This is a genomic window from Actinoplanes octamycinicus, assembly GCF_014205225.1.
GTDB lineage: Bacteria > Actinomycetota > Actinomycetes > Mycobacteriales > Micromonosporaceae > Actinoplanes > Actinoplanes octamycinicus.
This window is the reverse complement of record NZ_JACHNB010000001.1, coordinates 9,670,400-9,693,237: the sequence shown is the minus strand read 5'-3', so window position 1 is coordinate 9,693,237 and position 22,838 is coordinate 9,670,400. Positions and strand designations below refer to the sequence as shown.

Annotated in this window: 18 protein-coding genes and 3 rRNA genes; 16 read left to right on the top strand and 5 right to left on the bottom strand. The window is 68.6% G+C overall.

From position 1 onward, the window contains the following. The first annotated feature begins 56 nt into the window (after nt 1–56). The 9 genes from BJY16_RS43970 (at nt 57) to ptsP (ending at nt 7,873) form a co-directional block, all read left to right on the top strand. Nucleotides 57–986: a LysR family transcriptional regulator gene (locus BJY16_RS43970; RefSeq protein ID WP_185045622.1), complete on the top strand. Its 930-nt coding sequence runs from the start codon at nt 57–59 to the stop codon at nt 984–986. A 165-nt stretch (nt 987–1,151) separates the two neighbouring features. Beyond that, nucleotides 1,152–1,913, top strand: coding sequence for a DeoR/GlpR family DNA-binding transcription regulator (locus BJY16_RS43965; protein ID WP_185045621.1), 762 nt, complete (start codon nt 1,152–1,154; stop codon nt 1,911–1,913). Beyond that, nucleotides 1,910–2,851 (top strand): 1-phosphofructokinase, encoded by a 942-nt coding sequence (gene pfkB, locus BJY16_RS43960; RefSeq protein ID WP_185045620.1) that lies wholly within the window; start codon nt 1,910–1,912, stop codon nt 2,849–2,851. The genes BJY16_RS43965 and pfkB overlap by 4 nt, the downstream gene beginning before the upstream one ends. Before the next feature lie 156 nt (nt 2,852–3,007). Next, nucleotides 3,008–4,171, top strand: coding sequence for a mannitol-specific PTS transporter subunit IIC (gene mtlA, locus BJY16_RS43955; protein WP_239176802.1), 1,164 nt, complete (start codon nt 3,008–3,010; stop codon nt 4,169–4,171). Nucleotides 4,172–4,195: 24 nt separating this feature from the next. After that, entirely contained in the window at nt 4,196–4,504 is a 309-nt protein-coding gene (locus tag BJY16_RS48155; RefSeq protein ID WP_239176800.1) for a PTS sugar transporter subunit IIBC family protein, read from the top strand. Beyond that, nucleotides 4,497–4,940 (top strand): PTS mannitol transporter subunit IIA, encoded by a 444-nt coding sequence (locus tag BJY16_RS43950; RefSeq protein ID WP_185045619.1) that lies wholly within the window; start codon nt 4,497–4,499, stop codon nt 4,938–4,940. Before BJY16_RS48155 ends, BJY16_RS43950 begins: the two co-directional genes overlap by 8 nt. Beyond that, nucleotides 4,937–5,977, top strand: coding sequence for a zinc-dependent dehydrogenase (locus BJY16_RS43945; protein WP_185045618.1), 1,041 nt, complete (start codon nt 4,937–4,939; stop codon nt 5,975–5,977). Before BJY16_RS43950 ends, BJY16_RS43945 begins: the two co-directional genes overlap by 4 nt. Nucleotides 5,978–5,985: 8 nt before the next feature. Next, nucleotides 5,986–6,261, top strand: a complete 276-nt coding sequence (locus BJY16_RS43940; RefSeq protein ID WP_185045617.1) for an HPr family phosphocarrier protein — start codon at nt 5,986–5,988, stop codon at nt 6,259–6,261. After that, complete coding sequence (gene ptsP, locus BJY16_RS43935; RefSeq protein WP_185045616.1) at nt 6,254–7,873, top strand: phosphoenolpyruvate--protein phosphotransferase; 1,620 nt, start codon at nt 6,254–6,256, stop codon at nt 7,871–7,873. Before BJY16_RS43940 ends, ptsP begins: the two co-directional genes overlap by 8 nt. On the opposite strand, the gene BJY16_RS43930 is transcribed toward ptsP, so the two are convergent. Continuing rightward, on the bottom strand, nt 7,866–8,324 hold the full coding sequence (locus BJY16_RS43930; RefSeq protein ID WP_185045615.1) for a hypothetical protein: 459 nt from the start codon (nt 8,322–8,324) through the stop codon (nt 7,866–7,868). The genes ptsP and BJY16_RS43930 overlap by 8 nt on opposite strands. 30 nt (nt 8,325–8,354) lie before the next feature. After that, nucleotides 8,355–9,104, bottom strand: coding sequence for a polyphosphate kinase 2 family protein (locus BJY16_RS43925; protein ID WP_185045614.1), 750 nt, complete (start codon nt 9,102–9,104; stop codon nt 8,355–8,357). 60 nt (nt 9,105–9,164) lie between these two features. Here BJY16_RS43925 and tyrS point away from each other — a divergent pair, with 60 nt between their 5' ends. From tyrS to rrf, 4 genes are all read left to right on the top strand, one after another. After that, nucleotides 9,165–10,424 carry a tyrosine--tRNA ligase gene (gene tyrS, locus BJY16_RS43920; RefSeq protein WP_185045613.1) on the top strand — a complete coding sequence of 420 codons (1,260 nt, stop codon included), beginning with the start codon at nt 9,165–9,167 and terminating at the stop codon, nt 10,422–10,424. Between the two features lie 571 nt (nt 10,425–10,995). Next, nucleotides 10,996–12,510, top strand: a 16S ribosomal RNA gene (locus BJY16_RS43915). 377 nt (nt 12,511–12,887) lie between these two features. Continuing rightward, a 23S ribosomal RNA gene (locus BJY16_RS43910) occupies nt 12,888–15,963 on the top strand. 152 nt (nt 15,964–16,115) lie between these two features. Beyond that, nucleotides 16,116–16,232: ribosomal RNA gene (gene rrf / locus BJY16_RS43905) — 5S ribosomal RNA — on the top strand. The 16S, 23S and 5S rRNA genes sit together here, the layout of an rRNA operon. 66 nt (nt 16,233–16,298) lie before the next feature. Here the strand turns inward: rrf and BJY16_RS43900 are convergent. Beyond that, the gene (locus BJY16_RS43900; protein ID WP_185045612.1) at nt 16,299–18,260 is read right to left on the bottom strand and encodes a hypothetical protein; all 1,962 of its coding nucleotides are present in this window, start codon (nt 18,258–18,260) and stop codon (nt 16,299–16,301) included. On the opposite strand from BJY16_RS43900, the gene BJY16_RS43895 reads away from it, so the two are divergent. Both BJY16_RS43895 and BJY16_RS43890 read left to right on the top strand, forming a co-directional pair. Further along, nucleotides 18,219–19,217: a Replicase polyprotein 1ab gene (locus BJY16_RS43895; RefSeq protein WP_239177905.1), complete on the top strand. Its 999-nt coding sequence runs from the start codon at nt 18,219–18,221 to the stop codon at nt 19,215–19,217. The two genes, BJY16_RS43900 and BJY16_RS43895, sit on opposite strands and share 42 nt — an antisense overlap. 4 nt (nt 19,218–19,221) lie before the next feature. Beyond that, nucleotides 19,222–20,220 (top strand): HAD-IIA family hydrolase, encoded by a 999-nt coding sequence (locus BJY16_RS43890; protein ID WP_185045611.1) that lies wholly within the window; start codon nt 19,222–19,224, stop codon nt 20,218–20,220. A 419-nt stretch (nt 20,221–20,639) separates the two neighbouring features. Here BJY16_RS43890 and BJY16_RS43885 read toward each other — a convergent pair whose 3' ends face one another. After that, entirely contained in the window at nt 20,640–20,852 is a 213-nt protein-coding gene (locus BJY16_RS43885) for a hypothetical protein (RefSeq protein WP_185045610.1), read from the bottom strand. 148 nt (nt 20,853–21,000) lie between these two features. Here BJY16_RS43885 and BJY16_RS43880 point away from each other — a divergent pair, with 148 nt between their 5' ends. Then, nucleotides 21,001–22,281, top strand: coding sequence for a methyl-accepting chemotaxis protein (locus tag BJY16_RS43880; RefSeq protein WP_185045609.1), 1,281 nt, complete (start codon nt 21,001–21,003; stop codon nt 22,279–22,281). A 173-nt stretch (nt 22,282–22,454) separates the two neighbouring features. Here the strand turns inward: BJY16_RS43880 and BJY16_RS43875 are convergent, their stop codons facing one another. Next, nucleotides 22,455–22,790 carry an alkyl sulfatase C-terminal domain-containing protein gene (locus BJY16_RS43875; RefSeq protein WP_185045608.1) on the bottom strand — a complete coding sequence of 112 codons (336 nt, stop codon included), beginning with the start codon at nt 22,788–22,790 and terminating at the stop codon, nt 22,455–22,457. Nucleotides 22,791–22,838 lie beyond the last annotated feature (48 nt).

The following is a 22,838-nucleotide window of genomic DNA, read 5'->3' as shown; positions in this document are numbered from 1 at the left end:
TCGGCCATATCTAACGTCAAATGCATGCTTGACAAGGGAAGGTTGCGTCCGACGCAATGAATCTGGACCTGAACCTGCTGTTCGCGCTGGACGCCTTGCTGGAGGAGGGGAGCGTCGGCGGCGCGGCCCGCCGGCTGCACCTGTCCGAGCCGGCGACCAGCCGCGCGCTGGGCCGGATCCGGGCGGTGATCGGCGACCCGGTGCTGGTCCGTTCCGGCCGGCGGATGGTGCTCACGCCGCGCGCCCAGGAGCTGCGCACCGAGGTGCACGCGCTGGTCGAGCGGGCCCGCGCGGTCTTCACCCCGCCCGGCCCGCCGGATCCGGCCACCCTGCGGCGGGTCTTCACGGTGCTGGCCGACGACGTGGCGATCGCGCTCGGTCCGGAGCTGCTGGCCCGGGTGCGGGCCGGTGCGCCCGGGGTCACGCTGCGCTTCCTCGGCGAGGACCCGGCGGCGGACGGCTCGCGGCAGCTCCGGGACGGACAGGCCGACCTGGACATCGGCGTGGTGCCGGACGCGCCGCCGGAGATCGTGGTGGAACCGCTGTTCACCGACCGGATGGCCGCGGTGGTCCGGGCCGGGCACCCGCTCGCCACCGGGGAGCTGACCCCGGAGCGCTACGCGGCGGCCGCTCACGTCAGCGCGTCCCGCCGGGGCAAGCTCACCGGCCCGATCGACGACGCGCTGGCCGAGCGGGGTCTGACCCGGGAGGTCGCGCTCGCGGTGCCGACCTTCGGAGCGGCGCTGGTGGTGGTGGCCCGGACCGACCTGGTGGGCCTGATGCCGGCGCGGCTGGGCAGCCGGGCGGTCGAGGCGCTGGGGCTGGTCGCGCTGGAGCCGCCGGTGCCGCTGCCGGCCAAGGAGATCGCGATGGCCTGGCATCAGCGCTACGACGCGGACGGCGCGCACCGGTGGCTGCGGGACCGCGTCCGGGAGACGGTAGCGGAGCTGAACGACGGTAAAACCAACACAACCGGGCATTCCTGAACGGCTCGTCCACTACGCCGGGTCCGAGGGTTATAGCCCGATTGGCCACATTGGTGCCCACGAGATTCCGAAGCAAGGAGACCGAAATCTCTTTGACATATTGCGCTCGGACAGAAGCGGGCGTAAACAAAGACAAAGCAAAATCGACGGCTGGGCGGTGAGCGGATGTACGCGGAGGAACGGCAGCAGGAGATCGTGCGGCGTGCCCGCGCTGAGGGCCGCGTCGACGTGGTCACCCTGGCGGACAGCTTCGCGGTCACCGCCGAGACGATCCGGCGCGACCTCTCGGTGCTGGAGCGGGCCGGCGTGCTGCGCCGGGTGCACGGTGGAGCGATCCCGGTCGAGCGGCTCGGCTTCGAGCCCGCCCTGGCCACCCGGGACGCCGTGCTGATCAGCGAGAAGGAGCGGATCGCCAAGGCCGCGCTGGCCGAGGTCCCGGAGGACGGCGCGATCATCCTGGACGCCGGGACGACCACCGCCCGGCTGGCCCAGCTGCTGCCCGCCGACCGCGAGCTCACCGTGGTGGTCAACTCTCCGGTGCTGGCCGCGATGCTGGGGATCAAGCCGAACCTGTCGGTGCTGCTGCTCGGTGGCCGGGTCCGCGGCAAGACCCTGGCCACGGTGGACGACTGGGCGCTGCGGCCACTGTCCGAGATGTATGTCGACGTGGCCTTCATGGGCACCAACGGCTGCACCGTCGAGCGCGGCATGACCACGCCGGACCCGGCCGAGGCCGCGGTCAAGCGGGCGATGATCGCCGCCGCCCGCCGGGTGGTGCTGCTCGCCGACCACACCAAGATCGGCAACGACTACCTGGCCAGGTTCGGCGGCCTGACCGAGCTGGACCTGCTGATCACCGACAACGGGCTGGACCACGAGCTGGCCGCCGAGGTCGAGGCCACCGGGGTCCGGATGGTCCAGGCATGATCCTCACCGTCACCCTCAATCCCAGCGTCGACCGGGCCCTGGAGGTCGACGCGCTGGTCCGCGGCGAGGTGCTGCGCGCCGGCGACTCGCACATCGATCCGGGGGGCAAGGGCGTCAACGTCTCCCGCGCGCTGCTCGCCAACGGGGTCAGGTCGACCGCGGTGGTGCCGGCCGGCGGCGCCGAGGGCGAGCAACTGGTCGATCTCCTCAAGGGGGAGGGGGTCGACATGGTGGCCGTCCCGATCGTCGGGCGGACCCGGTCCAACATCACCCTGGCCGAGCCGGACGGCACGGTCACTAAGATCAACGAAGCCGGCCCGGTGCTCTCGCCTGCCGAGTTCGCCGAGGTCAGCGACGCGGTGCTGGCCGCCGCGTCGTCCGCCGACTGGGTGGTGATCTGCGGCAGCCTGCCACCCGGCCCGTCCGTCCCGGCCTTCGCCGCGCTCTGCGAGCGGCTGGTCGCGGCCGGCGCCCGGCTCGCCGTCGACTCCAGCGGACCGGCCCTGCTCGCCGGGGTCAGCGCCGGCGCCGCCCTGGTCAAGCCGAACCGGGAGGAGCTGGCCGAGGCGGCCGGCGCCGAGCTGTGCACGCTCGGCGACGTCCTGGACGCCTGCGCCCGGTTGCGCAAGGCCGGCGCCGGGACGGTGCTGGCCAGCCTCGGCGCGGACGGCGCGGTCCTGGTCGAGGAGTCCGGCGTGCTGATCGGGCGGTCGCCGGTGACCGTGCCGCGCAGCACCGTCGGGGCCGGCGACGCGCTGCTGGCCGGCTTCCTCGCGGCGGGGGCGCGCGGCGAGGCCGCGCTCATCGAGGGACTCGCCTGGGGCGCGGCCGCGGTGAGCCTGCCGGGCAGCCGGATGCCCGGACCCCACGACCTCGACCGTACGACCGTCCGCGTCGAGTCCCGCCCCGACCCGTCCCGTCCGCTCGGCCGCGACTGAGGCCGTACCCCACATCGGCGAGCGCTGGTGGAAGCGGCCGCAAGGTCGCGGAGGACCGCTACCCGCAGCGATCCGGATTTATCCCTACTAAGTGGTATGAAGCTGACTTTCACTACGGGGGCCTGTCACGACCCCAGTCAATGAAATGGAGATCTCATGGCCTCTTCGTACACCCCCGAGGTCACCGGGACGAGTTTCCGGGCCCGCGTGCAGAAGCTCGGTGGTCATCTGGCCGGCATGGTGATGCCCAACATCGGCGCGCTGATCGCCTGGGGCCTGATCACCGCCATGTTCATCCCGGTCGGCTGGATACCGAACGAGAACCTGGCCCAGCTCGTCGACCCGATGATCAAGTACCTGCTGCCGGTACTGATCGGTTACACCGGCGGCCGGATCGTGCACGGCCAGCGCGGCGCGGTGGTCGGCGCGATCGCCACCTTCGGCGTGGTGGTCGGCGCCGAGGTGCCGATGTTCCTCGGCGCGATGATCATCGCCCCGCTCACCGCGTGGGTGCTGAAGATGTTCGACAACGCGATCGACGGCAAGGTCAAGCCGGGCTTCGAGATGCTGATCGACAACTTCTCGGCCGGCATCATCGGCGCCGCCTTCGCGATCCTCGGCAAGCTCACCATCGGCCCGGTCGTCGACGGGCTGACCAAGGCGGCCGGCAACGCCGTCGACTGGCTGCTCGACCACAGCCTGATGCCGCTCGCGTCGATCCTGGTCGAGCCGGCCAAGGTGCTGTTCCTGAACAACGCGATCAACCACGGCGTCTTCGGCCCGCTCGGCGTGCAGCAGGTGCAGGAGCACGGCAAGTCGATCCTGTTCATGATCGAGTCGAACCCCGGCCCGGGCCTCGGCCTGCTCCTGGCGTTCATGTTCTTCGGCCCGCGGGTGCTGCGCCCGACCGTGCCGGCCGCGATCATCATCCAGTTCCTCGGTGGCATCCACGAGATCTACTTCCCGTACGTGCTGATGAAGCCGCGCCTGATCCTCGCGATGATCGCCGGTGGCATGTCCGGTGTGGCCACCTTCATGATCACCGGGACCGGCACGGTCGCCACCCCGGCGCCGGGCAGCATCTTCGCCTACTTCGCGGTGACCGCGAAGGACGGGTACGTCGGCATGATCCTCGGCGTGATCATCTCGGCCGCGGTCACCTTCGGCGTCGCCTCCGCGCTGCTCGGCTTCGGCAAGCTGAAGTCCGACCAGGACCCGGACGAGGTCGCCGAGGAGACCGTCGCCGACGAGGAGATCCTGGCCGCCGAGACGGCCGGCACCCAGCACCCGGCCGCCGCGCCGGCCAAGGAAACCGCCTGACCACTGGAGAACGGAGAGCCCGTCATGGCCACCATCAACGGCAAGGACATCCACAAGCTCGTCGTCGCCTGCGACGCCGGGATGGGCAGCAGCGTGATGCTCGCCAGCACGCTGAAGAAGCAGCTCGGCAAGACCGGCGTCACCGTGGAGCACACCCCGGTGAACTCCATCCCCGCCGACGCCGACCTGGTCGTCTGCCACAGCGGCCTGGCCGCCCGGGCCCGCTCGGTGGCGCCGGGCAAGCCGATCGTGCCGTTCCAGATCTTCCTCGGCGACCCGGCGGTCACCAAGGTGGTCAAGGCCATCCAGCAGGGCACCGACCTCAATGTCTGAGCTGCTGGACCGCCGGGCGATCAGACTGGCCGAGACGGCGGCGGACCGCGACGACGCGATCCGCCGCACCGGACAGGCACTCGTGGAGATCGGCGCGGTGGACGCCGGATACGTCGACACCATGCTCGCCCGCGAGCGGTCGATCTCCACGTACGTCGGTGAGGGGGTCGCCATCCCGCACGGCACCCTCGGCGGCAAGGAACTGGTCCACCGGGACGCGCTGTCGGTGCTGCGCTTCCCGGAGACCGTGGACTGGGACGGCGAGCCGGTGACCCTGTGCGTCGGCATCGCCGCCAAGGGGGACGGGCACGTCGAGCTGCTCGCCGCCCTCGCCGAGATCCTGCTCGACGAGGACCAGGCCCGCGAACTGCGCGAGGCCACTGACCCATCAACGGTGATCCGGTTGCTCGGGTCGATCAAGGAGGATTCCGAGTGAAGGTCGTGCGATTCCACGCTCCCGGCGATGTCCGCTTCGAGGACGTGCCGGAGCCCGAGGCCGGTCCGGGCGAGGTGAAGATCCGGGTCCGGAACTGCTCCACCTGCGGCACCGACGTGAAGATCTCCAAGTTCGGGCACCACCACATCCACCCGCCGCGGGTGATGGGCCACGAGATCGCCGGTGAGATCGTCACGGTCGGCGACGGCGTCGAGGGCTGGGCGCCCGGCGACCGGGTGCAGGTGATCGCGGCCATCCCGTGCGGCGAGTGTGCCGAGTGCCGGCGCGGCCGGATGACCATCTGCCCGAACCAGGTCTCGATGGGCTATCACTTCGAGGGCGGGTTCGCGCAGTACATGGTCGTACCGAAAGAGGTCCTCAAGGTTGATGGTCTGAATCGGATCCCGGAGGGCGTCTCGTTCGCCGAGGCGTCGGTCGCCGAGCCGCTGGCCTGCGCGCTGAACGCGCAGAACCTGGCCCGGGTCGGCGACGGCGACGACGTGGTGGTGATCGGCTCCGGCCCGATCGGCTGCCTGCACGTCCGGCTCGCCCGGGCCCGCGGCGCCGCCCGGGTGTTCCTGGTCGAGCTCAGCCGGCAGCGCCTGGAGATGGCGGCGAACCTGGTCAAGCCGGACGCCGCGATCTGCGCCGCCGAGGTCGACCCGGTCGAGGAGATCCGCAAGCTCACCGACGGCCGCGGCGCCGACGTGATCATCACGGCGGCCGCCTCCGGCAAGGCGCAGGAGCAGGGCATCCAGATGGCCGCCCGGCAGGGCCGGATCAGCTTCTTCGGCGGCCTGCCCAAGGACAAGCCGACCATCACCTGCGACTCCAACCTGGTGCACTACCGGGAGCTGACCATCGTCGGCGCCAACGGGTCCAGCCCGGAGCACAACAAGCAGGCCCTCGAACTGGTCGCCACCGGCGCCGTCCCGGTCGCCGACCTGATCACCCACCGGCTGCCGCTGGACGGCGCGATCGACGCGTTCGGGATCGTCGAGCGCGGCGAAGCCATCAAGGTCACCATCGAGCCCTAGGAGGCGTTATGCCCACGCGTACGGTCGCCGTCGGTTCCGCCAGCGGGCTGCACGCCCGGCCCGCGAAGATCTTCGTCGAGGCGGCGGCGAAGGCCCCGGTGAAGGTCACCATCCGGGTCGGCGAGAAGAAGCCGGTGCCGGCCAAGAGCATGCTGTCCGTGCTCGCGCTCGGCGCCAAGCAGGGCACCGAGGTCGTCCTGGAGGCCGACGGGGACGGCGCGGACGAGACCCTGGACGGGCTGGCCGCGCTGCTCGCCAAGGACTTGGACGCCGACGATGCCTGATCTGTCCGGGATCGGGGTGTGCCCGGGTGTCGCCGCCGGTCCGCTGCTGCGGATCGCGGCGGCGCCCGCGCTGCCCGCCCCGGCGCCGGTCACCGACGCCGGGGCGGAGGTGGAGCGGGCCTTCGCCGCGCTCGCCGAGGTCGTCGCCGACCTGGAACGGCGCGCCGACCGGGCGACCGAGGCGACGGTGGCCGAGGTGCTGCGGGCCGAGGCGCTGATGGCGGACGACGAGGAGCTGCGCGACGCGGTCCGGGAGCGGATCGAGGAGGGCGCCGACGCGCCGCACGCGATCGACGCCGCCTTCGGTACGTTCCGCGAGATGTTCACCGAGGCCGGTGGGTATCTCGCCGAGCGCGTGGCGGACCTGGACGACCTGCGGGACCGGGCGGTCGCCGTCCTGCTCGGGCTGCCGATGCCGGGGGTGCCGCAGCCCGGCCATCCCTACGTGCTGGTGGCCCGGGACCTGGCGCCGGCGGACACCGCGGACCTCGACCCGGCGGTGGTGCTGGCGCTGGTCACCGAGGTGGGCGGGCCGACCAGTCACACGGCGATCCTGGCCCGGGCGCTCGGGTTGCCGGCCGTGGTGGCGTGTCGTGGCATCCTCGACGTGCCGGAGCGGACTCTGGTGCAGGTGGATGGTGGCACCGGTGAGGTCACCCTCGGCGCCTCCTCCGTCTTCTCCGCGAAAGGTGTGGACGAGCCGGAACTCTCGCATCCGGGGCGCACGGACGACGGGCACCCGGTCAAGCTGCTGGCCAACGTCGGCTCGGTGAAGAACGTGCCGGCCGCCGACCAGGCCCACGCCGAGGGGATCGGCCTGTTCCGCACCGAGCTGCTCTTCCTCGACCGCACCACGGAACCTTCCCGGGACGAGCAGGTCGTCGCGTACCGGGAGGTCTTCCAGGCGATGGCCGGGCGCCGGGTGGTGATCCGCACGCTGGACGCCGGCGCCGACAAACCGCTGCCCTTCCTGCACCAGGACGGCGAGCCGAACCCGGCCCTCGGGGTGCGCGGGCTGCGCGTCGCCCGGCAGCGCCCGGAGGTCCTGACCACCCAGCTGGCGGCGATCGCCGAGGCGGCCGCCGACAGCGGCGCCGACGTCTGGGTGATGGCGCCGATGGTGTCCACGCTGGCCGAGGCGACCTCGTTCGCGGACGCGGTGCACGAGGCCGGGCTGCCCCGGGCCGGGGTGATGATCGAGGTGCCGGCCGCCGCGCTGCGCGCCGCTGACCTGCTCGGGGTGGTCGACTTCCTGAGCATCGGGACCAACGACCTGAGTCAGTACACGTTCGCCGCCGACCGGATGTGCGGCGAGCTGGCCGAGCTGCTCGACTTCTGGCAGCCGGCGCTGCTGCAGCTGATCGGGATCTGCGGGGAGGCGGGCCGGGCCACCGGGAAGCCGGTGGGGGTGTGCGGGGAGGCGGCGGCCGATCCGGCGCTGGCACCGGTGCTGGCCGGGCTCGGGGTGAGCAGCCTGTCCATGTCGCCGCGGGCGCTGTCCGGGGTGCGGGCTTCGCTGGCGCGGTATTCGTACGCGGAATGTCGCCGTCTCGCCGAGCTGGCTGTGGCCGCGCCGGACGCGGCCACAGCTCGCAAGATCGTGCTCAGTTGAACGGGAAGCCCGGCGGGAACGGCGACTGCATGTCGGTCTCGTCGGTCATCAGGCGGATCACGTCGAGCGCCACCTTCGGGGTGCCCGGCGTGCCCTCCAGCACGGTCACCCGCTTCTTGCTGTCGTCCCGGTAACCCGCCTCGATCCGGTAGGTGTACCGGTTCTTGGCGGAGCCGGACGCGTAGCGCGGCCGGAGCGCCTGGAACGCCGGGCTGGACGCCAGCCGCAGCACCTCGGCGTCCTGCCGGGTCGAGGCGCCGACCAGGGTGTACACCGACTGGCCGGGCCGGCCGCCGCGGGTGCGCACGATGACGACCGCGATCGCCTTCTTGAGTGCGGGCTTGGCCGAGGCGGGGGCGGGCTGCGGCGCGGGCTCGGTGGCCAGCGCCGCCCCCGCCGTCCCGGCGACACCGGCCAGTACCGCGGTGAGACTCAGCATCAACTTACGCATGCCCTCACCATATCGGGCATATGCGGCGAATCAGGCCAACGTCCCGAGCTTGGCGAGCCGCTTCTCCACCACGTGGCAGACCTGCTCCACCACGGCGAGCCGGGCGTACCCCTTGTCGTCGCCGGGGATCACGTGCCAGCGCGCCTTCGGCTGATCGGTCCGGTCCAGCATCTCCTCGATCGCCGCGGCGTAGGCGTCCCGCTTCTCCCGGTTCCGCCAGTCCTCGTCGGTCAGCTTCCAGGCCCGCAACGGGTCGTCCCGCCGGTCCTCGAAGCGCCGTAGCTGCTCCTCGTCGGAGACGTGCATCCAGAACTTGATCAGGATCATGCCCTCGGCGGTCAGCGTCCGCTCGAACTCGTTGATCTCGTCGTAGGCGCGCTTCCACTGCTCGTCGGTGGCGAACCCCTCGACCCGCTCGACCAGCACCCGGCCGTACCAGGAGCGATCGAACACGGTCATCCCGCCGAAGCCGGGCAGCACGTTCCAGAACCGCTGCAGGAAGTGGTGCCGCTTCTCGTCGTAGGTCGGCGCGGCGAACTGCGCCACCCGCACGTGCCGCGGATCCAGCGGCGCCACCAGCCGCTTGATCGCCCCGCCCTTGCCGGACGCGTCCCAGCCCTCGAAGAGCACGCAGAGCGGCGGCCCGATCTGCTTGTCCCCGATCTGGCCGCCCAGCATCAACCGCAACCGCAGGAGCCGCTCCTGCGCCTCCTTGAGCCGGGCCTCGGCCTTCTTCTTGCTGATCTCGTGCGGTGGTTTCGCGCTACCCAGGTGACCCATCCGATCAGCATCCCCGAAACCCGGTGTGTCGCACACTCGGCGGTGCGGGAGAATCCGTGCGTGACTCTCGTAGACGACCTGATGTGGCGTGGACTGATCCAGGACTCGACCGACCCCGACGAGCTGCGCAAAGCACTCGACGACTCCTCGATCACGTTCTATATCGGGTTCGATCCGACCGCCGCCTCGTTGCACGTGGGTAACCTCATGCAGCTCGTCATGGCCCGGCGCCTGCAGCTCGGTGGGCACAAGCCGCTGCTGCTCGTCGGTGGCGCCACCGGGCAGATCGGTGACCCCGGCGGGAAGTCCTCGGAGCGCACGCTGAATCCGCAGGAGGTGACCGCCGGCTGGGCCGCGCAGATCCGCTCGCAGGTCGCGCCGTTCGTGACCTACGAGGGCGAGAACGCCGCCGAGGTGGTCAACAACCTTGACTGGACCGGCCCGCTGTCGGTGATCGACTTCCTCCGGGACGTCGGCAAGCACTTCCCGGTGAACAAGATGCTGGCCCGCGACGTGGTCCGCAACCGGCTGGAGAGCGGCATCAGCTACACCGAGTTCAGCTACCAGCTCCTCCAGGCCAACGACTTCTACCAGCTGCACGTCAACCACGACTGCCGGCTCCAGTTCGGCGGCTCCGACCAGTGGGGCAACATCACCGCCGGCGTCGACTTCGTGCGTCGTCGCGAGCGGGGGCCGGTGCACGCCTTCACCACCCCGCTGGTTCTCAAGGCGGACGGCACCAAGTTCGGCAAGAGCGAGAGCGGCACCGTCTGGCTCAACCCCGAGATGACGTCGCCCTACGCCTTCTACCAGTTCTGGATCAACGCGGACGACCGCGACGTGGTGACCTACCTGAAGTACTTCAGCTTCAAGACCCGCGAGGAGCTGGAGGAGCTGGAGAAAGCGACCGCCGAGCGCCCGCAGGCCCGGCTGGCGCAGCGCGCGCTGGCCGAGGAGATCACCGCGCTGGTGCACGGCGAGGAGGAGGCCCGGCAGGCGATCGCTGCCAGCCAGGCCCTCTTCGGGCGAGGTTCGCTGGAGGAGCTGTCCGCTGACACGTTGCGCGCCGCTCTCTCCGAGGCAGGACTTCTTTCGGTACGGGGGGAGCTCCCGTCCGTGGGAGTTCTGCTGAAAGAGGCCGGTCTGGTGTCCAGCGCGAACGAGGCCCGGCGCACGATCGGCGAGGGCGGGGCTTACCTGAACAACGAGCGGATCACCGACGGTGAGGCGGTCGTTCCGGCGTCCGCCCTGCTGCACGGCAGGTTCCTGGTGCTGCGTCGGGGGAAGCGGACCTTCGCCGGCGTGGAGCTGACGGCCTGATCCCCGGACCCCGGTCCCCCTTTTGGGGGCCGGGGTTCGCCACTTCCCAGGTTGGCACGCGGCGATCTGCCCGGAATGAGCCTTTGGCAGGGGCGCCGATGATCGGCTGGCAGGGCGTTGACCTGAGCTTTTGTCGTTTCCGAACGGTGTGACGACGGTCGCGCGGCCCCGATTTGGTGTTGCTCGGGGCGACGAGTAATGTTGTCCGAGCCGCCAGGGAGACGGGCGAGCGAGACGGGACCCGCGAGGGGCCCGGAGCGGCCGTCCTGACGGAAAACCTACCATCAAGATCGCGCGATCTACGGTCGTGCGGATTCTCGGTGTCGGTTGAATTCGGGTTGCGAAACGCGGATTTGACGATCTGGGAATGGCGGGTAAAGTAGAGCGAGTGCCCCGGAGGGCGGGCCGCGAAAGCGGAGCGTTTGATGGTGTGCGGTTGTTCTTTGAGAACTCAACAGGGTGCTTGAAAAGCCAGTGCCAATTATGGCAATACCCCGGCCTGTCCTTCGGGATGGGTGGGAGATTCCTTTGGCAACATTTTGTTGCCGGGACTCATGTTTTTCAACAGATTTTGTTGGAGAGTTTGATCCTGGCTCAGGACGAACGCTGGCGGCGTGCTTAACACATGCAAGTCGAGCGGAAAGGCCCTTCGGGGTACTCGAGCGGCGAACGGGTGAGTAACACGTGAGTAACCTGCCCCAGACTTTGGGATAACCCTCGGAAACGGGGGCTAATACCGAATATGACCTGGCACCGCATGGTGCTGGGTGGAAAGTTTTTCGGTTTGGGATGGACTCGCGGCCTATCAGCTTGTTGGTGGGGTAATGGCCTACCAAGGCGACGACGGGTAGCCGGCCTGAGAGGGCGACCGGCCACACTGGGACTGAGACACGGCCCAGACTCCTACGGGAGGCAGCAGTGGGGAATATTGCACAATGGGCGGAAGCCTGATGCAGCGACGCCGCGTGAGGGATGACGGCCTTCGGGTTGTAAACCTCTTTCAGCAGGGACGAAGCGCAAGTGACGGTACCTGCAGAAGAAGCGCCGGCCAACTACGTGCCAGCAGCCGCGGTAAGACGTAGGGCGCGAGCGTTGTCCGGATTTATTGGGCGTAAAGAGCTCGTAGGCGGCTTGTCACGTCGAATGTGAAAACCCGAGGCTCAACTTCGGGCTTGCATTCGATACGGGCAGGCTAGAGTTCGGTAGGGGAGACTGGAATTCCTGGTGTAGCGGTGAAATGCGCAGATATCAGGAGGAACACCGGTGGCGAAGGCGGGTCTCTGGGCCGATACTGACGCTGAGGAGCGAAAGCGTGGGGAGCGAACAGGATTAGATACCCTGGTAGTCCACGCTGTAAACGTTGGGCGCTAGGTGTGGGGGACCTCTCCGGTTCTCTGCGCCGCAGCTAACGCATTAAGCGCCCCGCCTGGGGAGTACGGCCGCAAGGCTAAAACTCAAAGGAATTGACGGGGGCCCGCACAAGCGGCGGAGCATGCGGATTAATTCGATGCAACGCGAAGAACCTTACCTGGGTTTGACATGTACGGAAATCCTGCAGAGATGTAGGGTCCTTCGGGGCCGTTCACAGGTGGTGCATGGCTGTCGTCAGCTCGTGTCGTGAGATGTTGGGTTAAGTCCCGCAACGAGCGCAACCCTCGTCCCATGTTGCCAGCATTCAGTTGGGGACTCATGGGAGACTGCCGGGGTCAACTCGGAGGAAGGTGGGGATGACGTCAAGTCATCATGCCCCTTATGTCCAGGGCTTCACGCATGCTACAATGGCCGGTACAAAGGGCTGCGAAATCGTAAGGTGGAGCGAATCCCAAAAAGCCGGTCTCAGTTCGGATCGGGGTCTGCAACTCGACCCCGTGAAGTCGGAGTCGCTAGTAATCGCAGATCAGCAACGCTGCGGTGAATACGTTCCCGGGCCTTGTACACACCGCCCGTCACGTCACGAAAGTCGGCAACACCCGAAGCCGGTGGCCTAACCCCTTGTGGGAGGGAGCCGTCGAAGGTGGGGCTGGCGATTGGGACGAAGTCGTAACAAGGTAGCCGTACCGGAAGGTGCGGCTGGATCACCTCCTTTCTAAGGAGCAACTCTCACCGAAAGGTGACAGTGGCCCGCGGTTCGCGAATGACGAACCGGGGTGCTCATAGGCGGAGACACTGGCTAATCGGGTCTGGCAACGGCCGGCCTCCTAGTACAGCTGCTTCGGCAGCGTGGAACAGAGCTGGTGCGGCTGGAATCCGGTGATAAGCACCCTGTTGGGTATCTGAAGGAACAACCATCGCCGGCTGAGGTCGGTGGCCGAGCTGAGGCTCGGGGTTGTTTTTCAATGCCAGGCACGGCCTGGCGACCCATACCATTCGGCTTGCGAGTCGAGGCTGGTGGGACGCCTTGAGGGTTGTGGGTTGGTCGTTGGTTGAGAATTACACAGTGGACGCGAGCATCTTGTTTTCTGTGGTTAAGTTGTCAAGGGCGAACGGTGGATGCCTTGGCACCAGGAGCCGATGAAGGACGTGGGAGGCCGCGATAGGCCTGGGGGAGCTGTCAACCTAGCTGTGATCCCAGGGTGTCCGAATGGGGAAACCTGGCACGAGTCATGTCGTGTCATCCATGCCTGAATTCATAGGGCATGTGAGGGGAACGCGGGGAAGTGAAACATCTCAGTACCCGTAGGAAGAGAAAACAACCGTGATTCCGTGAGTAGTGGCGAGCGAAAGCGGATCTAGCCTAAACCTTGCGTGTGTGATAGCTGTCAGGCGTTGCACGTGAGGGGTCGTGGGACCTGCTTGAGGTTACTGACATGGCCTCGAAGAGTTACAAAGCTTGTTGTTAGTCGAATGGTGTGGGAAAGCCAGCCGTAGACGGTGAGAGCCCGGTAGACGAAAATTCCAAGCCTCTTTGCAGTGTTCCCGAGTAGCAGCGGACTCCTAGAATCTGCTGTGAATTTGCCAGGACCACCTGGTAAGGCTGAATACTTCCTGGTGACCGATAGCGGACAAGTACCGTGAGGGAATGGTGAAAAGTACCCCGGGAGGGGAGTGAAATAGTACCTGAAACCGTTCGCCTACAATCCGTCAGAGCCTTTCGGGGTGATGGCGTGCCTTTTGAAGAATGAGCCTGCGAGTTAGTGGCATGTGGCGAGGTTAACCCGTGTGGGGTAGCCGTAGCGAAAGCGAGTCTGAATAGGGCGTTTTTAGTCGCATGTTCTAGACCCGAAGCGGGGTGATCTAGCCATGGGCAGGTTGAAGCGTGGGTAAGACTGCGTGGAGGACCGAACCCACCAACGTTGAAAAGTTGGGGGATGACCTGTGGTTAGGGGTGAAAGGCCAATCAAACTCCGTGATAGCTGGTTCTCCCCGAAATGCATTTAGGTGCAGCGTCGCGTGTTTCTTGCCGGAGGTAGAGCACTGGATGGTCTAGGGGGCCCACAAGCTTACTGAAATCAGCCAAACTCCGAATGCCGGTAAGTGAGAGCGCGGCAGTGAGACTGCGGGGGATAAGCTTCGTAGTCGAGAGGGAAACAGCCCAGATCGCCAGCTAAGGCCCCTAAGCGTGTGCTAAGTGGAAAAGGATGTGGGATCGCATGGACAACCAGGAGGTTGGCTTAGAAGCAGCCACCCTTTAAAGAGTGCGTAATAGCTCACTGGTCAAGTGGTTCCGCGCCGACAATGTAGCGGGGCTCAAGCACACCGCCGAAGCTGTGGCATTCACACCTTGTGTGTGGATGGGTAGGGGAGCGTCGTGCAGCGGGTGAAGCGGCGGAGTGATCCAGCCGTGGACGCTGTACGAGTGAGAATGCAGGCATGAGTAGCGAATGAAGGGTGAGAACCCCTTCCGCCGGATGACCAAGGGTTCCAGGGCCAGGCTAATCCGCCCTGGGTGAGTCGGGGCCTAAGGCGAGGCCGAGAGGCGTAGTCGATGGATAACGGGTTGATATTCCCGTACCCGCAAAGAAACGCCCAAGACGAACCTCGTGGTACTAACTGCCCAAAACTGGTGAGGACTTCGGTCTGAGCCGGCGGCGGCCAGGACCTTCACGGGTAGTAGTTTAGTGATGGGGTGACGCAGGAAGGTAGATGATCCCGGCCGGTGGTTGTGCCGGGGTAAGCGTGTAGGCCGGTGTGTAGGCAAATCCGCACACCATTGAGGCTGAGACGTGATGCCGAGCCGTTCTGGTGAAGTCATTGATCCTATGCTGCCGAGAAAAGCCTCTAGCGATGTTTCGAGCGGCCCGTACCCTAAACCGACACAGGTGGTCAGGTAGAGAATACCGAGGCGACGGGTGAACTGTGGTTAAGGAACTCGGCAAATTGCCCCCGTAACTTAGGGAGAAGGGGGGCCGGACGCGTGAAGCCACTTGCTGGTGGAGCGTGGTATGGCCGCAGAGAGCAGGGGGAAGCGACTGTTTACTAAAAACACAGGTCCATGCCAAGTCGTAAGACGATGTATATGGACTGACGCCTGCCCGGTGCTGGAACGTTAAGGGGACCTGTTAGCTCTTCGGGGCGAAGCGGAGAACTTAAGCGCCAGTAAACGGCGGTGGTAACTATAACCATCCTAAGGTAGCGAAATTCCTTGTCGGGTAAGTTCCGACCTGCACGAATGGCGTAACGACTTCCCCACTGTCTCAACCACAGGCCCGGCGAAATTGCAGTACGAGTAAAGATGCTCGTTACGCGCGGCAGGACGGAAAGACCCCGGGACCTTTACTATAGCTTGACATTGGTATCTGAATTCGATTGTGTAGGATAGGTGGGAGCCGGTGAAGCTCGGACGCCAGTTCGGGTGGAGGCGTTGTTGAAATACCACTCTGTTGGGTTTGGGTATCTAACTTGCGGCCCTGATCGGGTCGAGGGACAGTGTCTGGTGGGTAGTTTAACTGGGGCGGTTGCCTCCTAAAGGGTAACGGAGGCGCCCAAAGGTTCCCTCAGCCTGGTTGGCAATCAGGTGTTGAGTGTAAGTGCACAAGGGAGCTTGACTGTGAGACTGACGGGTCGAGCAGGGACGAAAGTCGGGACTAGTGATCCGGCACTTGCGTGTGGAAGCGGTGTCGCTCAACGGATAAAAGGTACCCCGGGGATAACAGGCTGATCTTCCCCAAGAGTCCATATCGACGGGATGGTTTGGCACCTCGATGTCGGCTCGTCGCATCCTGGGGCTGTAGCAGGTCCCAAGGGTTGGGCTGTTCGCCCATTAAAGCGGTACGCGAGCTGGGTTTAGAACGTCGTGAGACAGTTCGGTCCCTATCCGCCGTGCGCGTTGGATACTTGAGAAGGGCTGTCCCTAGTACGAGAGGACCGGGACGGACGAACCTCTGGTGTGCCAGTTGTTCTGCCAAGGGCACGGCTGGTTGGCTACGTTCGGAAGGGATAACCGCTGAAAGCATCTAAGCGGGAAGCTCGCTTCGAGATGAGGTATCCCACCACCTTGAGTGGGTAAGGCCCCCAAGAGACTATTGGGTTGATAGGCCGGAGATGTAAGCACGGTAACGTGTTGAGTTGACCGGTACTAATAGGCCGAGGGCTTAACCACCCTAAATTTTCTGCTTGCGTCCACTGTGTGATTCACAGCAAACGAACAACCACCCTGAGATCCTCAGGAGTTCTGGTTGGCTTCCGATCTTTTCGGGGCCGGCCGGGATGCCGGGGGATCGGGTTGCTGGTTGGTTCCGCGCTGACAGATGTTTCGGTGGTCATAGCGGAGGGGAAACGCCCGGTTACATTCCGAACCCGGTAGCTAAGCCCTCCAGCGCCGATGGTACTGCACTCGGGAGGGTGTGGGAGAGTAGGACGCCGCCGGACTTAACGTAACGGTCGAGGGCCGCCCCACCTGGGGTCGGCCCTCGACTGCGTTTATGACTTCGTTCCCTAGTAACTTTGTGTTTGACGCCAGGCCGCCCCGCACCGAGGGCCCGCCGCCGTACTTGGAAGGACTGATCCGTGACTACAGGACCGCAGGACGGCGGCTCCAGCAACCGTGACGAGGCCCGGGAGGGCCGCGGTCGCGATGGCGGCGACGCTCGCCGCGGCGATGGAGGCGGATACCAGGGCAACCGGTCCGGTGGCGGTGACCGCGGCGGCTTCCGTGGCGGCGACCGTGACCGTGGCGGGTTCCGCGGCGGTGACCGTGACCGTGGTGGTTACCAGGGTGGTGGCGACCGCGGTGGGTTCCGTGGTGGCGACCGCGACCGGGGTGGCTATCAGGGCGGTGGCGACCGGGGCGGCTTCCGCGGCGGCGACCGCGACCGCGGTGGCGACCGTGGCGGGTTCCGCGGCGGTGACCGCGACCGTGGTGGCTACCAGGGTGGCGGCGACCGCGGCGGGTTCCGTGGTGGCGACCGTCCGGGCTACCAGGGCGGTGGCGACCGCGGTGGTTACCAGGGTGACCGCGGCGGCTTCCGCGGCGGCGACCGTGCCGTCGGCGGCGGCGAGCGCCGGCCCTTCAATCGTGACGATCGGGGCGGCAGCTCCGGCGGGTTCCGCGGCGACCGGCCGCAGAGCGGCGGCTTCCGTGGTGGCGACCGCGACCGTGGTGGTTACCAGGGCGGTGGCGACCGCGGCGGGTTCCGTGGCGGCGACCGCGACCGGGGCGGCGACCGTCCGGGCTACCAGGGTGGCGGTGACCGCGGCGGGTTCCGTGGCGGCGACCGTGACCGTGGTGGGTTCCAGGGTGGCGGCGAGCGCCGGCCCTTCAACCGTGACGACCGGGGCGGCTCGCAGGGCGGCTTCCGTGGTGGCGACCGTGAGCGCACCGGTGGCGACCGCGGCGGGTTCCGTGGCGGCGACCGTCCGGGCTACCAGGGTGGTGGCGACCGTGGCGGGTTCCGTGGTGGCGATCGCGACCGTGGCGGCGACCGTCCGGGCTACCAGGGTGGCGGTGACCGCGGCGGGTTCCGTGGTGGCGACCGTGACCGGGGTGGGTTCCAGGGTGGCGGGGAGCGGCGGCCCTTCAACCGTGACGACCGGGGCGGCTCGCAGGGCGGCTTCCGTGGCGGTGACCGTGACCGGGGCGGCTACCAGGGTGGTGGCGACCGCGGTGGGTTCCGTGGTGGCGACCGTGACCGTGGTGGTTACCAGGGTGGCGGCGACCGTGGCGGGTTCCGTGGCGGCGACCGCGACCGGGGCGGCTACCAAGGCGGTGGCGACCGCGGGGGCTTCCGTGGTGGCGACCGTGACCGTGCTGGTTACCAGGGTGGTGGCGACCGTGGCGGGTTCCGTGGTGGCGACCGTGACCGGACCGGTGGCACCCGGGAGAGCTTCCAGGGCGGCGGCGGATTCCGCGGCGACCGGCCGCAGGGTGACCGGCCGCAGGGCGGCGGGTTCCGTGGCGGCGATCGTGACCGTGGTGCTTACCAGGGTGGCGGCGACCGTGGCGGGTTCCGTGGCGGCGACCGTGACCGAGGCGGCTACCAGGGTGGCGGCGACCGTGGCGGGTTCCGTGGCGGCGACCGTGACCGTGGTGGTTACCAGGGTGGCGGCGACCGTGGTGGGTTCCGTGGCGGCGACCGCGACCGGGGCGGCTACCAGGGCGGTGGCGACCGTGGCGGGTTCCGGGGTGACCGGGACGGCGACCGTGGTGGCTTCCGTGGCGGTGACCGGGACCGGGGTGGCTTCCGCGGCGACCGGGACGGCGACCGCGGCGGGTTCCGCGGTGGCGACCGGGATCGGGGCGGCTTCCGCGGCGACCAGCCGGAGACCACCGAGGACGGCCAGGCTGTCTTCCAGGCCCCGGAGATCCCCGAGGAGATCACCGCGGCCGACCTGGACCAGGAGGTCCGCTCGGAGCTGGTGAGCCTGGCCCGGGAGATCGCCGAGAAGGTCGCCCGGCACCTGGTGGCGGCTGGCACGGTCATCGACGAGGACTCCGAGCTGGCCCTGCAGCACGCGATCGCGGCGCGGCGGCTGGCCTCCCGGATCGCGGTGGTGCGCGAGGCGGTCGGCCTGGCGGCGTACGCGGCCGGGGACTGGACCACGGCGATCGCCGAGCTGCGCACCTACCACCGGATGACCGGCAAGCAGACCCACCTGGCCGAGCTGGCCGACTGCGAGCGGGCCCTGGGCCGGCCGGAGCGGGCCATCGACCTGTACCGCGGCGCCGACATCGCGAACCTGGAGAAGTCCGGGGCGATCGAGCTGCTGATCGTGGCGGCCGGCGCTCGCGGCGACCTCGGCCAGCACGACGCGGCTGTGGCGATGCTCCAGGTCAAGGAGCTGACCGGCGAGGAGACCGCGGAGTGGGCGGCGCGCCTGCGCTACGCGTACGCGGACGCCCTGCTGGCGGCCGGCCGTCGCGAGGAGGCGCGGGAGTGGTTCGTCCGGACCGCCTCGGTCGACGAGGACCAGGTCACCGACGCGGCGGAGCGGATCCTCGAGCTCGACGGCGTCACCATCGAGGGTGACGACGAGGAGGACGAGGACCTCGACGACGAGGCGCGGGCCGGGCACGCCGAGGACGGCGAGGCCGACCGCGACGAGGACGACGAGGCCGCGGACGACCGGCCCGAGGCGGACTACGACGAGGACGACTTCGACGACGAGGACGACGAGGACCTCGACGACGACGAGGACGCGGACGAGACGGCGGCCCCGGTGGCCGACACCGACGTCAACACCGACGCCCTGACCGTCGAGAAGGTCGACGCCGCCAAGTTCGACGCCGACGCGGACGAGGACGACGAGGACGAGGCCGGGGCGACCGAGGCGAAGGCCGCGGAGCCGGCGGCGAAGGCCGAGAAGGACGAGAAGGCCGGCGACGAGTTCACCGGCCGCGCGGACGACCGGCAGTAAGCGCGTGAGCGACCACCTCGCCGCCGGCTACGACCTGGCCGTCTTCGACCTGGACGGCGTCGTCTTCCTGATCGACAAGCCGATTCCGGGCGCGGCCGAGGCGGTCGAGCGGTTGCGCGCGGACGGGACGGCGGTCGCCTACGCGACGAACAACGCCTCCCGCCGCGCCGGCGAGGTGGCCGCGCTGCTCACCGGCATGGGCGTCAGCGCCGCACCGGCCGAGGTGCTCACCTCGGCCGGCGCGGCCGCCGCGCTGATCGCCGAGCAGGTGCCGGCCGGTTCACCGGTGCTGGTGGTGGGCGCCGAGGCGCTGCGCGCCGAGGTGCGGGACGCCGGGCTGGTCCCGGTCGACTCGGCCGAGGACGAGCCGGTCGCGGTGGTCCAGGGCTACGGCCCGGAGGTCGGCTGGAAGATCCTGTCCGAGGCGGCGCTGGCGATCCGGGCCGGCGCCACCTGGTACGCGACCAACACCGACCGCACCCTGCCCAGCCCGCGCGGCCCGCTGCCGGGCAACGGCTCACTGGTCGCGGTGATCCGTACCGCGCTGGACCGCGACCCGGACGTGGTGGTCGGCAAGCCGCAGCCGGCCCTGTTCACCACCGCGGCGTCGCTGGCGAAGGCGGACCACCCGCTGGCCATCGGCGACCGCCTGGACACCGACATCCAGGGCGCGGTGACCGCCGGGATGGACAGCCTGCTGGTCCTCACCGGGGTGAGCGGCCCGACGGATCTGCTGTCCGCCCCGGCCGAGCGCCGCCCGACCTTCGTCGCCGCGGACCTGTCCGCCCTGTTCCGCTCCGCGGACCAGGCCCGGATCCCGGCCACCGAGGTGCAGGGCTGGCAGCTGACCCGCGACGGCGACCGGGCCACGCTGTCCGGCGCCGGCGACCCGGTGGACGCCCTGCGCCTGCTCTGCGGCGCCACGTGGGACGGACTCCCGCCCGCGAACCTCGAGCCCGGCTCGCCAGAAGCCACCGAGCTCCTGCACAGCTGGGGCCTCTGACCCGAAACACGAGCACCGACGATGGGGGCAGCCGAACACTTCGGCTGCCCCCATCGTCGTTTCCCGGTTCCAACTCCGACCGACCCGTCATCCACACCAGCGCGTTGTCCACAGCCCGATCCCGCGAGACCCCACTTCCGCGCCACACTGTCTTCGGGCGGCTCCCCCTGGGTGGGCGGGGACTGGGAAGTGGGTGGGCTCGGGGCTGCGGGCCTTGGGGCTGCGGGGCTTGGAGCTGCGCGGCTCGGGGCTGCGCGGCTCGGGGCTGCGCGGCTTGGGCTGCGCGGCTTGGGGCTGCGGGGTGGGCTGGCTGTGACTGGGCGTCGGCCGGGGGCTCAGGTCGTACCGGGAACCGGGGTTGATCTGAGTGGGACCGGGCGGCGGACCTGGGGTGGCGGCGGTCAGCCCGGCGGGTGGAGTCAGTGGTGGTACTGCTCCGGGCGGGGGCGGTGCCGGCGGCGGGGGAGCGGAGGTGCCTCCGGGTCGATGTGGAAGATGCCGTCGACCATGGCGACCATCGGTGAGCTCATGTAATCGAAATCGGGCACCGCGACCTTTTCGGCGCGCTCGTGCACATTGTCGGCGGTGCAGGTGCCGTCGATGCACGGAACGTCGGGGCGGACGTGGATCATGATCGCCTCCCAGTTTCCCGGGGCGGCCGTCGTCCGGCGGTCGCTCGCTTCGCGTCCATCGTCCCACCGGGGCGGTGGGGGTGGTCGGCGAAATGCCTTTTGGCGCGATTGAGTTCAAGCCGACGGGGTAGCGGACGATCGGAAGAGTGTGACTTCGCTTACGTTGCCGCGCGGCGCCCGGCTCTCCGACGCGTCCTGGCGCTCCCGGCACCGGATCGTCAGCCGGCTGCTCTGGTTGCACGTGCCGGCGTTCCTGGTGCTGGGCATGCTCGGGCCGCGGCCGCGCTGGGAGGTCGTGCTGCTCACCGCGGCGGTGGCCGGCTGGGCGGCGCTGATCCCGGTGCTGCCGAGCACCAAGGCGCGCGCGTCGCACACCAGCGTCGGCCTGATCGCCTGCACGTTCGTGGCGATCGAGCTGTCCGGTGGCGCGATGACCGCGCACATCCACCTGTACGCGATTTTGATCTACGTGGCGCTCTACCAGATGTGGGCGCCGCTGATCTCCGCGGTGCTGGTCGTGGTGGTGCATCACGGCGTGGTCGGCCTGGTCGCGCCGGAGCGGGTGTTCGGGATGCACCACATGGCGGTCGCCGGGGCGCTCGAGCAGGTCGCGGTGCACGCCGGGCTGGCCGTGCTGGAGGTGGTCGGCATCGTGATCTTCTGGCACTTCGCGGAGCAGGCGGAACGGGAGAGCGAACTGCTCGCGGAGGAGGCCGAGCGTGCCCGGCGGGACACCGAGCGGGCCGAGCAGGAGGCGCGCGAGCGGGCCGCCGAGGACCTGCGGGTACGGTCCGAGCAGACCGCCGAGCGGGCCCGGCAGATCACCGCGGACGTGGCGGCGATCAGTACCGAGGCGCACGCGGCGATCTCCGCGGTCGCCGCGGTGGACCGGGAGTTGGCCGCGCTGACCGCGTCGGTGCAGGACATCGCGTCCCGGTCGACGGCGGCCGCGAGCACGGCCGCGGGCGGCAAGGACGCCGCCGCGTCCGCCGGGGATAAGGTACGGGCACTGGAGCGCTCGGTCGGCGAGATCGCCGACGTGAACGCGATCATCGCGTCGCTGGCCGACCAGACGAACCTGCTCGCGCTCAACGCCACCATCGAGGCGGCCCGGGCCGGCGAGATCGGCAAGGGGTTCGCCGTGGTGGCCAGCGAGGTGAAGGACCTGGCCCGGGAGACCGCCACGTCGGTGGAACGGGTGAACGCGGTGATCAACGCGATCGTGGCGGAGACCGACGACGTGGCACAGACGTTCGCCGAGACGACCGGGGCGGTGGACGGGATCCACGAGCTGCAGCTGAACATCGCGTCGTCGGTGGAGGAGCAGGCGGCGGTGCTGGCCGAGGTGACCAAGCAGCTGTCCACCGCGACGGCGTCCGCCGATCAGGTGCTGGCCGGGCTGCAGGCGCTGGCCGCCAAGGCGGGCTAGCCGGTCGGCGGTCGACGCAGGCTCAGCGCGGGCTCGTGGGCGCAGCGGCCGGCGGGCGACCCGCCGGTGGGCAGTCGCCTTTCCGCGTCACCGGAACGGGTGACCGATTTCGTCCACCGGCTGCCGGGTTCGCTTGAACGATTGCGGCGACCGGGGCGTACCACCGGGCGTGATCAGAGGAGTTTGCGGAGCTTGAGCAGGTCGAACGGGTTCGCCTTGATGGCGATCTGGCGGGACGCGAGCGCGCGGGTGATGTCCAGCCGGCCGTTGATCAGCTCGATCAGGTTGTCGCTGGTGGTGATCAGGGCGATCTTCGCCTTCGGGTCGTCGCCGTCGGTGATGCCGGTGAGCAGGCCGCCGGTGATCCGCGCGTGGAAGGCGGTCTCCAGGTCGGTGATCCGGCAGGCGAGTGTGCGGTCCAGGTCAAGCCGGCCGCGGGCCTCCGCGTTCGCCGCGAGTTTCGCGGCCAGATCGTGCAGGGCTGTGCGGCACTCGTCCACGGTGGCCATCGGCGTCCCCCCTCGCGACACCAGCACCGTACCTCAGGAAGTTGTCGG